The sequence below is a fragment of the Lentzea cavernae genome (assembly GCF_014653695.1).
Classification (GTDB): Bacteria; Actinomycetota; Actinomycetes; order Mycobacteriales; family Pseudonocardiaceae; genus Lentzea; species Lentzea cavernae.
Genome location: NZ_BNAR01000009.1, coordinates 30,997 through 43,741 on the forward strand (window position 1 = coordinate 30,997; position 12,745 = coordinate 43,741).

13 protein-coding genes and 1 tRNA gene are annotated in these 12,745 nt (G+C 69.7%); 7 read left to right on the forward strand and 7 right to left on the reverse strand.

Features of this window, described 5'->3' with window-relative positions; all coding sequences use genetic code 11:
* The first annotated feature begins 184 nt into the window (after positions 1-184).
* From IE307_RS27210 to IE307_RS27220, 3 genes are read left to right on the forward strand one after another with little or no spacing between them, the layout of a single operon-like run.
* Positions 185-1,906 carry a hypothetical protein gene (locus IE307_RS27210; protein WP_191302228.1) on the forward strand — a complete coding sequence of 574 codons (1,722 nt, stop codon included), beginning with the start codon at positions 185-187 and terminating at the stop codon, positions 1,904-1,906.
* 25 nt (positions 1,907-1,931) lie between these two features.
* The gene (locus IE307_RS27215) at positions 1,932-2,900 is read left to right on the forward strand and encodes a hypothetical protein (RefSeq protein WP_191302229.1); all 969 of its coding nucleotides are present in this window, start codon (positions 1,932-1,934) and stop codon (positions 2,898-2,900) included.
* Positions 2,901-2,920: 20 nt separating this feature from the next.
* A complete protein-coding gene (locus IE307_RS27220; RefSeq protein ID WP_191302230.1) occupies positions 2,921-3,370 on the forward strand; it encodes a hypothetical protein in 450 nt (149 codons plus the stop codon).
* On the opposite strand, the gene IE307_RS27225 is transcribed toward IE307_RS27220, so the two are convergent.
* From IE307_RS27225 to IE307_RS27240, 4 genes are read right to left on the reverse strand one after another with little or no spacing between them, the layout of a single operon-like run.
* Positions 3,351-3,707 carry a septal ring lytic transglycosylase RlpA family protein gene (locus IE307_RS27225; RefSeq protein WP_191302231.1) on the reverse strand — a complete coding sequence of 119 codons (357 nt, stop codon included), beginning with the start codon at positions 3,705-3,707 and terminating at the stop codon, positions 3,351-3,353. The genes IE307_RS27220 and IE307_RS27225 overlap by 20 nt on opposite strands.
* Before the next feature lie 45 nt (positions 3,708-3,752).
* Entirely contained in the window at positions 3,753-4,145 is a 393-nt protein-coding gene (locus IE307_RS27230; protein WP_191302232.1) for a contact-dependent growth inhibition system immunity protein, read from the reverse strand.
* A gap of 28 nt (positions 4,146-4,173) precedes the next feature.
* Positions 4,174-4,803, reverse strand: a complete 630-nt coding sequence (locus IE307_RS27235; RefSeq protein WP_191302233.1) for a hypothetical protein — start codon at positions 4,801-4,803, stop codon at positions 4,174-4,176.
* 39 nt (positions 4,804-4,842) lie between these two features.
* The gene (locus tag IE307_RS27240; protein ID WP_191302234.1) at positions 4,843-7,632 is read right to left on the reverse strand and encodes an ATP-binding protein; all 2,790 of its coding nucleotides are present in this window, start codon (positions 7,630-7,632) and stop codon (positions 4,843-4,845) included.
* A 153-nt stretch (positions 7,633-7,785) separates the two neighbouring features.
* Here IE307_RS27240 and IE307_RS27245 point away from each other — a divergent pair, with 153 nt between their 5' ends.
* Complete coding sequence (locus tag IE307_RS27245) at positions 7,786-8,736, forward strand: cytochrome P450 (RefSeq protein ID WP_191302235.1); 951 nt, start codon at positions 7,786-7,788, stop codon at positions 8,734-8,736.
* On the opposite strand, the gene IE307_RS27250 is transcribed toward IE307_RS27245, so the two are convergent.
* Positions 8,711-9,139, reverse strand: coding sequence for an OsmC family peroxiredoxin (locus IE307_RS27250; RefSeq protein ID WP_191302236.1), 429 nt, complete (start codon positions 9,137-9,139; stop codon positions 8,711-8,713). The two genes, IE307_RS27245 and IE307_RS27250, sit on opposite strands and share 26 nt — an antisense overlap.
* Positions 9,140-9,315: 176 nt before the next feature.
* On the opposite strand from IE307_RS27250, the gene IE307_RS27255 reads away from it, so the two are divergent.
* Positions 9,316-10,170: a S66 peptidase family protein gene (locus tag IE307_RS27255; protein ID WP_229905108.1), complete on the forward strand. Its 855-nt coding sequence runs from the start codon at positions 9,316-9,318 to the stop codon at positions 10,168-10,170.
* Positions 10,171-10,216: 46 nt separating this feature from the next.
* Here the strand turns inward: IE307_RS27255 and IE307_RS27260 are convergent.
* Together IE307_RS27260 and IE307_RS27265 are read right to left on the reverse strand one after the other, a co-directional pair.
* Positions 10,217-10,289: transfer RNA gene (locus IE307_RS27260), tRNA-Gly, on the reverse strand.
* 33 nt (positions 10,290-10,322) lie between these two features.
* Complete coding sequence (locus tag IE307_RS27265; protein WP_191302238.1) at positions 10,323-10,721, reverse strand: DUF7674 family protein; 399 nt, start codon at positions 10,719-10,721, stop codon at positions 10,323-10,325.
* 159 nt (positions 10,722-10,880) lie between these two features.
* Between IE307_RS27265 and IE307_RS27270 the strand changes: the two genes are divergently transcribed.
* A complete protein-coding gene (locus IE307_RS27270) occupies positions 10,881-12,206 on the forward strand; it encodes a sigma-70 family RNA polymerase sigma factor (RefSeq protein WP_229905109.1) in 1,326 nt (441 codons plus the stop codon).
* Between the two features lie 94 nt (positions 12,207-12,300).
* Positions 12,301-12,738 (forward strand): DUF983 domain-containing protein, encoded by a 438-nt coding sequence (locus IE307_RS27275; protein WP_191302239.1) that lies wholly within the window; start codon positions 12,301-12,303, stop codon positions 12,736-12,738.
* The last annotated feature ends 7 nt before the right edge of the window (positions 12,739-12,745 follow it).

A 12,745-nucleotide genomic window follows, 5' to 3' on the forward strand; every position in this document is an offset into this window, starting at 1 on the left:
TCGGTTCCACCACGGGGTCGCGAGCGGGATCTTGCCGACCGGTGGGCCACTTCGGTGAAGTGCCGACCGGCACGGGTACGTTTATCACAAGCGGCACTTGGGTGTTGCGAGTAGCCCGTACGGTTACTGCGGCGAGGGCGGAACGGGTGCCTCCCGCCCGGCAGACGTGCGGAGGGGTCAGTTCGTGGGGGAGTCAGCGACGAAGCCGGTCGTGCGGGGGAGGAGCGCCCTTCCTCTGGCCCGCACGTTCGAACGCGTCGCCAGGTCCGAGGTCACGCTCGCCTTCTACGTCGGTCTCGCCGTGTCCGTCGTCTTCAACCTCCCGATCGTGCTGCGGCCGAGCTCGATGGTCACGGGCGACCTGGGCGACCCGCTGCTGCAGACGTGGCAGCTCGCCTGGCTGCGCCGGTTCGTCAGCGAGGGCGGCGACCTCTGGACGTCGAACCAGTTCTACCCCGCCGTCGACAGCCTGGCGTTCAGCGACTCGTTGCTCGGGTACCTGCCGCTGAGCCTGCTCGGCGACGGTCCCGAGACCGCGGTCCTCCGCTACAACGTCGCGTTCGTGCTGGCCTTCGCGATCGCGTTCGCGGGGGGATACCTGCTGCTCAGGCAGCTGGGCAGCAACTGGCAGGGCGCCGCGCTCGCCGGTGCCGTCCTCGCCTGGTCGCCGTGGCGGCTGACGCACGTGCACCACCTCAACCTCCTGTCGATCGGCGGCATCGCGCTCGCGTTCTGCGCGCTCGCCCGCGGGCACGGCTTCTCGCTGCGGGGCAGGCGCGACCCCGCGCCGCTGTGGATCTTCGCGGGCTGGGTCGTCGCCGCGTGGCAGGTGACGATCGGGTTCGCCCTCGGCATCACGTTCGTCTACGTGATGGCGCTGGCCGGCATCGCCATCGCGGTGTTCGTGTGGCGTCAGCGGCCAGGACTGCGCACGATCATCGCGAACGCGTGGGGCATCGCCGTGTTCCTCGTGGTCACCCTGCTGATGGTGGCCCCGTACTTCCGGGTGCTCGACCGGTACGGCTTCGGGCGGACCTGGCGCGAGATCGAGCTGTTCTCACCACCCCCGAGCGGTCTGCTGACCACGACGTGGGACAGCTGGCTGTGGCAGGCCACCTCCCTCGCCGACAGCAGCTCGATCCCGCACGACGGCATCCTCGAGAAGCTGCTGTTCCCGGGACTGTTCGTCCTCGTGTTCGGGGTCGTGGGCCTGTTCCTCAGCGCGTGGGGGCGCACCACGCGGATCGTGCTGGCGGCACTGGTCGTCGTCCCGGCGGTGCTGGCGCTCGGCGCGGGGTTCCTCGACGGCGCTCTCTACCGGGTGATGTGGGACCTCGTGCCCGGCTGGGACGCCATGCGCGCTCCCGGCCGGCTGATCCTCTGGGCGATCCTGCCGCTGATCGTGCTGGCCGCCGGTGCGGTCACGGAGCTCGGCCGGCAGCTCGTCATCCGCACCCAGCTGCGGTCGCGCACCATCGCCGTGCTCCTGCTGGTCCCCGCACTGGGCGCGCTGCTGGAGGGGGTGCCGAGGTGGTCGCACGTACCGACCCCCGCAGTACCGGCCGGCGTGCAACGGGTCTTCACGCAGACGCAGGAACCGCTGCTCATGCTGCCGATGGACACCTACGACGAGTTCACATATCTGTTGTGGTCGACCGAGGGTTTCCCGAAGATGGCCAACGGCAACTCCGGCAACTTCCCGCCGCAGTACCGCGAGATCGCCGCGGCGACCACGAACTTCCCGGACCAGCGCAGCCTCCAGGCGCTCAAGAGCCACGGCATCTACAAGATCGTCGTGGTGAAGTCGCGGCCGGAGGGCGCCGACATCGCGGCACGGCCGGTCGGCGGCTTGCCGCTCGAGCGAGTCGAGACGGACGACGTCGTGGAGTACACGATCACCGGCTGACCGGTTCTCGGAGAGGAACGTGTTCGTGAGCGCCAAGGCCCGCTTCATCGCCGACGTGGTGCAGACCGGCACCGTCCTCGGGCTCGACGCCAACCTCGGCCCGGACGTCGCGGCCGAGGTCATGGGCGGCGTGGGCGGCGAGAACCGCGGCGGCCGCACGTACTGGCGGTCCTACGGGCTGGTCGAGGTCGGCTGGTACCACCGGCAACGCGGGCTGGGCTGGCAGGGCGAGCACCTCGCCGTGCAGGCGCATCGGCTGGAACACGGCGAGGACTGGCTGGACGACGCCGTGGCCGCGCGGTACGGCAGGTTCGGCGGGCTGTTGATGTTCGACGAGTTGCAGGCCGAGCTCGCGCTGCGCCGGGTCGAGCTGGTGCGGGTCGGTGGGCCGGAGTCCGGGAGTCAGCAGTACTGGCAGCCGGAGTCGCAGGTGACGCTCCACGTGGGTGTGGAGTTCCGGCCGGGCAGTGTGCAGAAGGTGTTCACGGCGTTCGGGCAGGACTTCACCATCTCGTTCGACGGTGACCACCGGGTCGTGTGGCAGCAGGTGAAAGCGCTTGCCGTGATGCCGGTGGAACGGCGGATTCGTTGGGCTGCTGAGGAAGCGCCAGAGGACTTCCGGTCGTGGTGGCGGTACTGCGCAAGGCTTGCGGCCGGGCGGACGGCGTCGCACGACGAGCTGCGGGAGCGGGCCGGGTTCGTGGACCTCGTGTTCTGGATGTGGGAGCACGGCTTGGCGGAAGGCGTGTACACGGCCAAGGAAATCGCTTACCTGCGTGCTGGGTTCGTGGCGCGGTTGGAGGAGCTTCATCCGGAACTGGTGCTGCCCAGCCACGACGAGGTGGTCGGCGCGTGTCTCGACCACGTCAGCGAAGCGATGACGCGGGACGACAAGAACCTTCTTGACGCGGCGCGGTTGTTGCGGCACGGGCTCACGGACGCCAGCAGGTTCGACGCGCTGTACGGGCGACGCCGTCTGATCAGCAGAAGATGATTCCGCACGGCCTTGTGGTCGTGGTCGTCGTGGTGGTTGTCGGCCTCGGCCGCGGGGTTGTCGTCGTCGTCACCGGGGGCAGCGCCTTGGTGGTCGTCGTCGTGGTGACGGCGGTGGTCGTGGTTGTCGTCGTAGTTGTTGTCTTGGAAGAAGAAGACGGCTTTGACGACGAACTGGACGCCACTGTCTGTGACGGAAGCTCGGGTTCCGTCGGGAGCAGCGACGGCGTGTTGATGAGCGAGACGCGGGCCGGTTCGCCGCCGCCGGGCCCTGCCGGATCGCTCGCCCCGAACGACCCGGCATACGTCGCGAGCACGCAAAACGCGGTGACGACCACACCGACGACAGCTCCTGTTGCGAGCCGTGCAGGGCCACTCATCGCCGCGAACACCCGGTTTGATTATCTCGTTCACTCGATTGGGTCAAGCAAACCGGTCTTTTTCTACTCGTTCACACCTTTGTCACGGTGACGCCGACTACGCCCTGTGACAGGGTTGCGATCGTCTTGAAGGCCTTGGGGGTCAGGTCCACGCAGCGGCCGGTGATGAACGGGCCCCGGTCGTTGATCCGCACGGTCACGGTCTTGCCGTTGGAGCGGTTCTTCACCTTGACCTTCGTGCCGAACGGCAGGGTCTTGTGCGCGGCCGTGAGCTTGTCGGGGTCGAAGCGTTCGCCGCTGGCGGTCGTGCCGCCGCCCGAGTAGTAGGAAGCCTTGCAGGTCTCGGCGGAGGCCGCGGGGGAGGAGAACACCGCGGTGGCGGCGAGGGAGGCCAGCGTGAGGCCGGCGGCCGCGAGGATCTTGGTCATGGTGCAAGCAACTCACCCGGCGGCAAAGGCGCGCCTAATGCGCGCCTAACCGGGGAACTGCTCGGCCGCGGACACCAGGAGCTGCCAGTCGCCGTCCGGCAAGGTGCGCAGCCTGTCCAGCAAAGCGGACATCCTGGACAGCAACTGAGGGTGATCGGACCAGAAGGAGTGATCTACTCTCAGTAGAGCCGCGAGCAGGTCGCCGGGGTAGAGCGCGAACGACCGGAGCGGGTCGCCCTCGACGTGTTCCAGGGCCAGCAGCACCGTCACGTCCAAGCCCACCTGGTGCGTCACGAGCAGGTGCAGCGAGGTCGGTGTCAGCTGCCCCACCGGCAGGTCGCGCAACGCGCACAGGTCCCGGTAGAGCTGGGTCGACGACGAGTCGGGGCTGCCCCAGTCGTCCTCGCTGAGGTGCGCCAGCGTTCTGTCGCGGTTCACGCACCCATGGTCCCCGCAAAGGGGCGCGCTAGCGGGCCGACGGAGGCAACGGTTCGGCATTGGGCGACTGCCAGCCCACACGGACGAGCACTTCGCCCTCGTGCAGCAGTGCTTGTGATGCCAGACCCCACACGGTCGATGCCAGCAGCACGGCGCTCACGGCCTCGCCCACGCTGAGCCAGTCGTGGCCGAGCAGCCGAAGCAACACCCCGCTGCGGCGCGCCACCAGTTCCAGTTCGCAGTTCTCGGCGCGGGCCGCGTGCAGCAGCCATGTCAGCGCCGAGTCCGGCACCTCGTCGGACAGGTACGGCCGCGGATCGGCCCTGCGCAACGAGATCGCCGCCGCCGAGGCCACCTCGCACTGGAACGCGTCGAGCTCCCAGCGCGGGTGCACCGACGCGACCTGGCCGTCCGGCTGAGGGGTGCGCAGCACGTGGCAGTCCCAGCCCATGGCCGACAACGCGACCCGCACGTGGTGAAGCACCGCACCACACGCGAGCAACGCCGTCTGGTCCGTGCGTGTCGTCACTAGCTCAAGGCACTCGTTGCCGTTGCGCCATCGCCATGGCGGAACGATGCCGAACGACGGTGCTCTCGTGGCGAGCTTCAGCACTTCTTCGACGGTTCCCGCGTCGGGTGTGCGCACGCTGGTCCTCATCCGGCCAGCCTGTTCCCGTCCGGTTGCACGGAACCTGCGTCACGACTGCGCGGCCGCGACCACCGAGGTCACGGTCATCGCCGCACCGCGCGAGAAGTGTTCCTCGTACGCTTCGGGGCCCAAGGCCTGACGGCACAAGGCGACGCATTGGTCGTGCGGCGCCGCGAAGTTCGCCGACCCGAACAACGGCAACCCGACCGACTGCCACACCCGGTCCGCGCCACCCAGCAGCACCGCGGCGTGCGACGCGGACCCGGTGACGACGGCGATCAACGCCAGCAGCTCCACGGACACCGCGATGCCCAGCAGGTCGTTGAAGCTCTCCTTGATGCGCAACGACGTGGTGGCCAGTTCGCGGGCCTCGGCGACGTCACCGCGCCCCATCGCGACGAAAGCCAGGACGTACAACGCGAACGCGCGCGCCCACAGCTCGCCGTTCTCCTCACACACGGCCCGAGCCTCGGAGCAGATCTCTGTCGCACGGTCGAGTTCGCCGCCGAACGCCGCGGTGATCGCCAGCGCCACCCGCGCCATGACCACGTTGCTGTCCAGGTGCCCGAGCTCGGCGTGCCTGCGGTCGGCCTCGGCCAGCAGACGCGCGCCCAGCGGCAGGTCGTCGTCGAACACGGCCGCGGCGCCCTGCACGTAGGTCGCGTAGACGTCGGCGTCCTCGTCGTCCAGCAGCGCGGCCTCCGTGCGGCACGTCTCCAGCAGTGCCGGCACCGCGGAGGTGTTGCCCTGCAACGTCGCCAGGTACCCGGTGACCCACAACGCCTTGCAGCGCGCCCGTGACGGCTCGGTCTCGAGCGACAACGCCCAGTTCAGCCAGTGCCGTCCCTCGGCGAACCGCCCGCAGCCGACCCAGTAGAACCACAGGGCCGCCGCCAGCCGCAGGCCCGACTCGGCCTCGCCCGGTGTGGTGAGCGAGTGCTCCAGCGCCGCCCGCAGGTTGCCGCGTTCGGCCGCCATCGCCCCGACGGTCGCCGCTTGCCGTGGCGTGAACCAGGCCCGTTCCCCTTGCAGGGCAATGTCTGCGTACCAATCGCGATGGCGCGTCTTCAGTCGTGGCTCTTCATCGGTCGCACGCAGTCGCGTCTGCCCGAACTGGCGCATGGTCTCCAGCAACCGATAGCGCGCCACGCCCGCGTGTTCTTCGCGCTGCAGCACGGACTTGTCGACCAGTCCGTCGACCGCGTCGAACATGTAGTCCGCGGTCAGCGAGTCGTCCGAGCACACCGCCTCGGCGGCGGCGAGGTCGAACCCGCCGGCGAAGACCGATGCCCGCGCCCACAGCAGCTGTTCGCGCGGGGAGCAGAGGTCGAAGCTCCACTCCATCGTCGCGAGCAGGGTCTGGTGCTGCGGCAACGCGGTGCGCCCGCCGTCGGTCAGCACCCGGAACCTGTTGTCCAGCCGTTCCAGCAGCTGCGCCGGGGTCAGCGCGCGGACCCGCAACGCGGCCATCTCGATGGCCAGGGGAATTCCGTCCAGCCGCCGGCACAGGTCCGTGACGGCCCGCTCGTTCGCCGCCGTGATGACGAACGAGCCGGGGATCGCCGCATCAGCGCGTTGGGCGAACAACGTCGCCGCCGGATACGGCACCGACAAGGGCGACACGGACAAGACCTGCTCTCCATAGACGCGGAGCGCGCGCCGGGACGTGGCGATGACACGGAGATCGGGCGCCACCCGCAGCAGCGTGTCCACCAGGACCGCGCAGTGGTCCACGAGGTGTTCGCAGTTGTCCAGCACCAGCAACGCGTTCTTGCCGGCCAGGAACTCCGTGAGCACCTTCAGCTGCCCGCGCCCGGTCTGGTCGACGACACCCAGCGCCTCGGCGACGGCGTGCGGGACCAGCGCCCGGTCGCGCAACGCCGCGAGCTCGACCAGCCACACGCCGTCCGGTGGCTGCTCGCCGCGCGCGACGTGCACCGCGAGCCGCGTCTTGCCCACGCCGCCGACACCGATGAGCGTGACCAGCCGGTGCCGCCGGATCAGGTCGGTGACGTGCTCGGTCTCCGGGCGGTCCACGAAGCTCGACCGGTCGGCCGGCAGATTGCCGCGCACCGGGACCGGAGCCCGTTCCGGCAGGTCCAGGCGGGGGTCGGCGGTCAGCACCGCCTGTTCGAGGTCGCGCAGCCGGGCGCCGGGTTCGAGGCCGAGTTCACCGATCAGGACGCCCCGCGCGCGGTGGAACGCGGCCAGCGACTCGGCCTTCCTGCCGCAGCGGTAGAGCGCGATCATCAGCTGCTCCCACAGCCGCTCGCGGAACGGGTGCTGCTCGACCAGCGCGTTCACCAGCGGCGCCACCGCGGCGTGCTCGCCCAACGCCAGCGACGCCTCCATCAGGTCCTCGGTCGCGTCCATCCGCAGGTCGGTGAGCCGCGCGGACTCCTGGCGGGTCCAGTCACCCGGCCGGCAGTCCGCGAGAGGGTCGCCCGTCCACAACGCGAGGGCTTCGCGCAGCATCTTCGCGGACTCCAACGGTTCATCGCTGTGCCTTGCTGCTGCGACGAGCGCCTCGAACCGTGCGGCGTCAACGGTGTCCGCGGAGGCGTTCAGGACGTAGCCCGGCTCGCGGGTCATGATCAGCTCGCCCAGTCCGGCGTCGCGGATCTGGCCGCGCAACCGCGCGAGCAGGCTGTGCAGGGTCTTCGTGGCGGTCGCCGGCGCCTCGTCCGACCAGAGCGCGTCCACGAGCGCGCTCCTCGGCACCGTCTCTCCCGGCTTCAGCGCCAGCCGGGCCACCAGAGTCCGCTGGCCCGCACCGCTGAGCTGAACTGCTCCGTTCGGACCGGTGAGTTCGAGCGGTCCGAGCAGCCGGATTATCACGTTTTTGGTCCTGTCGTCAGCCCCCGACAAAGGCCTTAACCGCGCAAAGATATCGCAATGGAATTCGACCCGAGAATCAACGCCCAGCGAGTGACCGCATATGCGGACGTGCGTGCGGTGCTGTCTGATCCGGTGACGTTCTCCTCCCGGAACATGGCTGGTCCGCAGGTCGCGGCCGTAGCGGCGTTGCTGCCGCCGGAGCAGCGGCGATTGCTCGAACTGATGTTCTCGCTCAACGCGGCGGACGGCACGAGACACGCCCGGATTCGTGCGGCGGCGAATCAGAAATTCACCCCAACGGCCGTGCGCCGAATGGCTGACTCAATTAGGGAACGCGCAAGGACTCTGCTCGGCGAACTACCGGAGGAAACCGACTTCGTCAGCGAGTTCGCGGCGCCGTTCGCGTTGGGCGTCGTCGGGGACCTGCTGGGAGTGCCGGAAGCGGACTTCCCGCTGTTCCGCGAGTTCGTGGCGCCGGTGCTGGAACTGACCAGCGGCGAGGAGGTCAGCGAGCGCGTGCTCGGCTCGTACTTCGCCGGGATGAACGAGTTCTGCGCCTACTTCGCGCGCTCGAACGCGTTCCGCGGCGGCCAGCTGTCGGAGCAGGAACGGCTGTCGTTGTGCCTCGCGGTCGTCGTGGCCGGCACCGACTCGACCACGAACCTGCTGGCCAGCACGGTGCTCAGACTCGACGCCCGGGAACGGCGACTGGGCGGAGTCGTCGAGGAGGTCGTGCGGCTCGACGCGCCGTTCACCGGCTTCTTCCGCACCGCGACGTGCCCGGTGACCGTGGGCGGCGTGAAGATCGCCGAGGGCGAGCACCTGTTCCTCGACTACGCGGCCGGCAACCGCGACCCGAAGGTGTTCACCGGGGACTTCGACCCCGGCAGACCGTCCGTGCCGGGCCACCTCGGCTTCGGGCACGGACCGCACTTCTGCCTCGGCGCCCAGCTCGCGCGGCTGGAGGGCCGGATCGTCGCCGAAGAGCTGCTCGACCGCTCGTTCGAGGTGGCCGAGCAGCCCGGCGACGTGCGCCGCCGCGAGCACCTGATCAGTCACGGGCCCGCGGCGCTGCGGTTCAGGCCAGGGCAGCGTCGAGGGTGATGTTCTCGACGGCCGCGAGCGCCTTGGAAACGGGGCAGTTCGCCTTGGCGCCCTCGGCGGCCGCGGCGAAGTCCTCCGCCGACAGGCCCGGCACGGTGGCGCGGACCGTCAGGTGGATGCCGGTGATGCCGACGCCCGCCTGGAAGCTCACCTCGGCCTTGGTGTCGATCGAGGTGGGCGGCGTGCCGGCACCGGTCAGGCCGTGCGAGAGCGCCATCGAGAAGCAGGCGGAGTGCGCGGCGGCGATGAGCTCCTCGGGGCTGGTCTTGCCACCGGCCTCCTCGGCGCGCGCCTTCCAGTCGATGTCGAAGCTGCCGGCGTTGGAGGTGGCGAGGCTGACGTTCCCCTTGCCCTCGACGAGGGAGCCTTCCCAGTGAGCGTTTGCCGTCTGCTTGATGGCCATGGTCTCCAGGTCCTTTGTCGAACGGGCTCGATCAGGATGATGCGAGCGGTCTGGGACCACCCTTTCACGGGTGCGCCCGGAGATCACGCCGAGAACCACGTGCCGGGACTGCGAGAGTCTGTCGTGTGAACGTCTTGCTGCCCCCACGTGTCGTTGCCGGAGACCGGGTCCGTCTCGTGTCACCCGCGAGCTTCCCCGACGAGGAGTCGCTCGCCGAGTCGGTGCGGGTGCTGGAGAGCTGGGGACTCGTCGTCGAGGTCGGCGCGCACGCCCTCGACCGCCACGGGTACATGGCGGGCCGCGACGCCGACCGGCTCGCCGACCTCGACGACGCCTACCGCGATCCCGGAGTGCGGGCGTTGTTCGCCACCCGAGGCGGTGCGGGCGCGTACCGCATCGCCCACGACCTCGACTTCGACGCCGTGCGCGCCGACCCCAAACCGCTGGTGGGGTTCAGCGACATCACCAACCTGCACCTGGCGCTGTGGCGGCACTGCCGCGTCGCCGGTGTGCACGGCTTCCTGTCCGGCGCCCGCTCGGCCGCCTCGACGAGGTCGTTGCTGATGGGGACCGGGCCCGCCGTGCTGCACCGGGACCCCGCGGCGCTCACCGCGGCCGTCCGGTTCGGCGGGGCGGCCACGGGCAACGTCGTCGGCGGACATCTCGGCACCCTCGCCTGGTCCGTGGGCACCGGAGTGCTCGACCTCGACGGCTCGATCCTGTTCCTGGAGGCCCCGCGGGCGGTCGGGCTGGGACACGTCGACCGGCAGTTGACGCAACTCATCCAGTCCGGGTCGCTGCACGGACTGCGCGGGGTCGCGCTCGGCCGGTTCCCGGGGTTCGAGGACTTCGCCGACCGCGACTGGACCGTTCTCGACGTGCTGCGCGACCGGCTGGAGACCCTCGGCGTGCCGGTGCTCGGCGGCCTCGACGTCGGGCACGGCGACCACCCGCTGTCGCTCGCTCTCGGACCAATGGCCGAGTTGGACGCCGACGCGGGCACGCTCACCGTCGGTCCGGCAGTGCGCTGAAAACGAAAGAAGTCCGGCACCCGAGGGGTACCGGACTTCTTACGAGAGCGGATGACGAGACTCGAACTCGCGACCCTCACCTTGGCAAGGTGATGCGCTACCAACTGCGCTACATCCGCACTGCCTTACGGGAGAGAACTATACAACAGGGCTTAAACAGCATCCTGCGAGGGGGGTGCCAAACCGGCCAGCAGTTGATCTACCTCGTCCAACTGCTCCTTCGGCCACCGCCACTCCCACAGCGCCCGGACCTTGGGCAGCACGTCGACCGGCAGCCACGCGGCCACCTCCTCGCGGAGGTCCCAGTCGTCGAACACGTGCTCGTAGAAGCTGATCAACGCCGCGTTCTCCAGGAACTGCTCCGGCTGGTGGAAGCACCAGTGCGCGAAGCCGTACGCGCGGCGCAGCACGTCGTCGTCCTGTTCGCGGTGCGCTTCCTGCGCCAGCTGGTAGAGCTCGGAGAAGAAGACGTGGCAGGACCATTCCTCGGTCTCGGCGACAGCCTGAAGTTCCGGCACGAGGGCCGAAGCGCGTTCTCGCCAGTCCACCACGTGCGTGACGATAGTCGCTCGATCTTGTCGCGCCGACGGTCCGACGCCCACCTGTGACCGTCCTGTCACCGATCACGTTGCGCTGATCAGCCCACTACTAACGGATGGTCTTGTGTATCGACCTGTACTCATCGAGGAGCAGTTCTGGCCCCTTGTGGCATGTTGAGGCCTGTGATGGTCGACGAGAACGAGGTCGACCGGGACCTGCTCGCCAGGGTGCGCGAGGGAGACGACTCGGCCTACGGCGAACTGTTCTCCCGGCATGCGGACGCGATCCGCCGCTTTTCCCTCAGGCACGTCCGCGAGGCGGCCGAAGCTGACGATCTCACCGCCGAGGCGTTCTTCCGCATGCTGCAGGCCATCCGCCGCGGCAGCGGGCCCACCGACCACGTCCGCACGTACCTGCTGACCGTCGCCCGCCGGGTCGCGTGGGAGTGGAGCGGACGCCGCCGGGACGTGCCGGTGGAGGACGAGGAGCTGGGCCGGCGCGTCGAGCCGGTGAGCGACAACGCGAACCGCCGGGTCGAGCACAACCTCATCACCAGGGCCTTCTCCAGCCTGCCGGAACGCTGGCGGGTCGTGTTGTGGCGCGTCGAGGTCGAGGGCGAACGCCCCGCCACCGTGGCGCCGCACTTCGGACTTTCGCCCAACGCCATGTCGGCGTTGGCCCGCCGTGCGCGCGAGGGGTTGCGTGCGGCGTACCTGCAGGCCCACCTCGCGGCCGACGACGGGCGTTCGTCGTGCGCGGCGATCCGGTCGAAGCTCGGCACCTACACCGCGGGCGGGGTCCAGGGCGTCGAGGAACGCCGGATCGGCGCCCACCTCGACACCTGTTCGTCCTGCTCGCAGCTCCACACCGAGCTGAACGAGGTCTGCGCGACGCTGCGCGCCAACGCGGGGTTCCTGGTCGTGCCGGCCTCGCTCGGGCTCGCGTTCGCCGGGAAGGTGTTCCTCACCAAGGCCAAGCTGGCGCTCACCGCGGCGAGCGTGGCCACGGTCGGCCTGTTCGGGACGATGGCGGCGGTGTTCAACGGCGGAGCGGGCGTCGCGGTGGTGCAGCCCGACCAGAACCCCGTGATCGCCATGGAGACGTCGGGCTCGGCGAGCGCCGAGCACAGCCAGGAGCTCGTGGCGGCCCCGCCGCCCGCCGCCGAGCAGCAGCGGGTGCAGCCGCAGGAGAACGTGGTCAACCCCGGTGGCGGTCAGCGCCACCAGGAGACCGTGCGCAGGACCGAGTCGTCCGTGCCCGCGCCCGAGAAGACGCAGGACAAGCCCCCGCCGGTGGAACGGGCGGAGGAGGTCGTGCCGTCGTCGGGCAAGTCCGGCCCGGTCAGCACGGTGCAGACCACGTCCCGCGACATCAGTTCGCTCGACGTGCAGTCGACGTCGTCCGAACCGCCGTCGCCGACCTCCGCGCCCTGCTCGTCGCCGCAGGCCACGACCACGACCATCACGCTCTACCCGAAACCGGCCTACGAGAACTGACGGTGACGATCAAGCTCGGCCGAGTTCACCCACAAGGCTCGGCCCGCGCCAGGTACGGTTTGTCCAAGACCGACCGAGCGTGGGAGACGGGTACATGACGCGGCTGGTGCGCGGTGCGGACGGGCGGATGTGGACGGTCCACAGCCGCATCGAGTGGCGCAACCCGGTGGAGTCCGACGACTTCGAGCACGACGTCAGCGGTGGTGCGCTGCCCGGGATCATGATGGCGGGCATGCTCGTCGTGATGGTGGTCGTGCTGATCGCCTGGACGCCGGAGCAGGTCGTCGTGCCCGCGTGGCTGATCCTCGCGCTGATCTTCCTGTTCGCGTTCTTCCCGGTCCGCTGGGCGCTGCGCCGCCCGCACACGCTGGTCGCGGAGAGCAAGGCCACGGCCGACGAGCTGCCGCCCGAGAGGTGGATCGGCTCGGTCCGCGGTCCGATGGCCGTGCGCCAGGAGGCCTCCCGGGTCGCCCGCACGATCGAGATGCACTCGCTGCCGGACGTCGAAGGCCCGTTGCAACCCGTCGACTGATGCGACA

Coding starts and splice junctions, on each gene's coding strand:
- IE307_RS27245 (WP_191302235.1), top strand. CDS start 7,786: ATGGCTGGTCCGCAGGTCGCGGCCGTAGCGGCGTTGCTGCCGCCGGAG.
- IE307_RS27225 (WP_191302231.1), bottom strand. CDS start 3,707: ATGACCAAGATCCTCGCGGCCGCCGGCCTCACGCTGGCCTCCCTCGCC.
- IE307_RS27250 (WP_191302236.1), bottom strand. CDS start 9,139: ATGGCCATCAAGCAGACGGCAAACGCTCACTGGGAAGGCTCCCTCGTC.
- IE307_RS27235 (WP_191302233.1), bottom strand. CDS start 4,803: ATGAGGACCAGCGTGCGCACACCCGACGCGGGAACCGTCGAAGAAGTG.
- IE307_RS27270 (WP_229905109.1), top strand. CDS start 10,881: ATGTTGAGGCCTGTGATGGTCGACGAGAACGAGGTCGACCGGGACCTG.
- IE307_RS27275 (WP_191302239.1), top strand. CDS start 12,301: ATGACGCGGCTGGTGCGCGGTGCGGACGGGCGGATGTGGACGGTCCAC.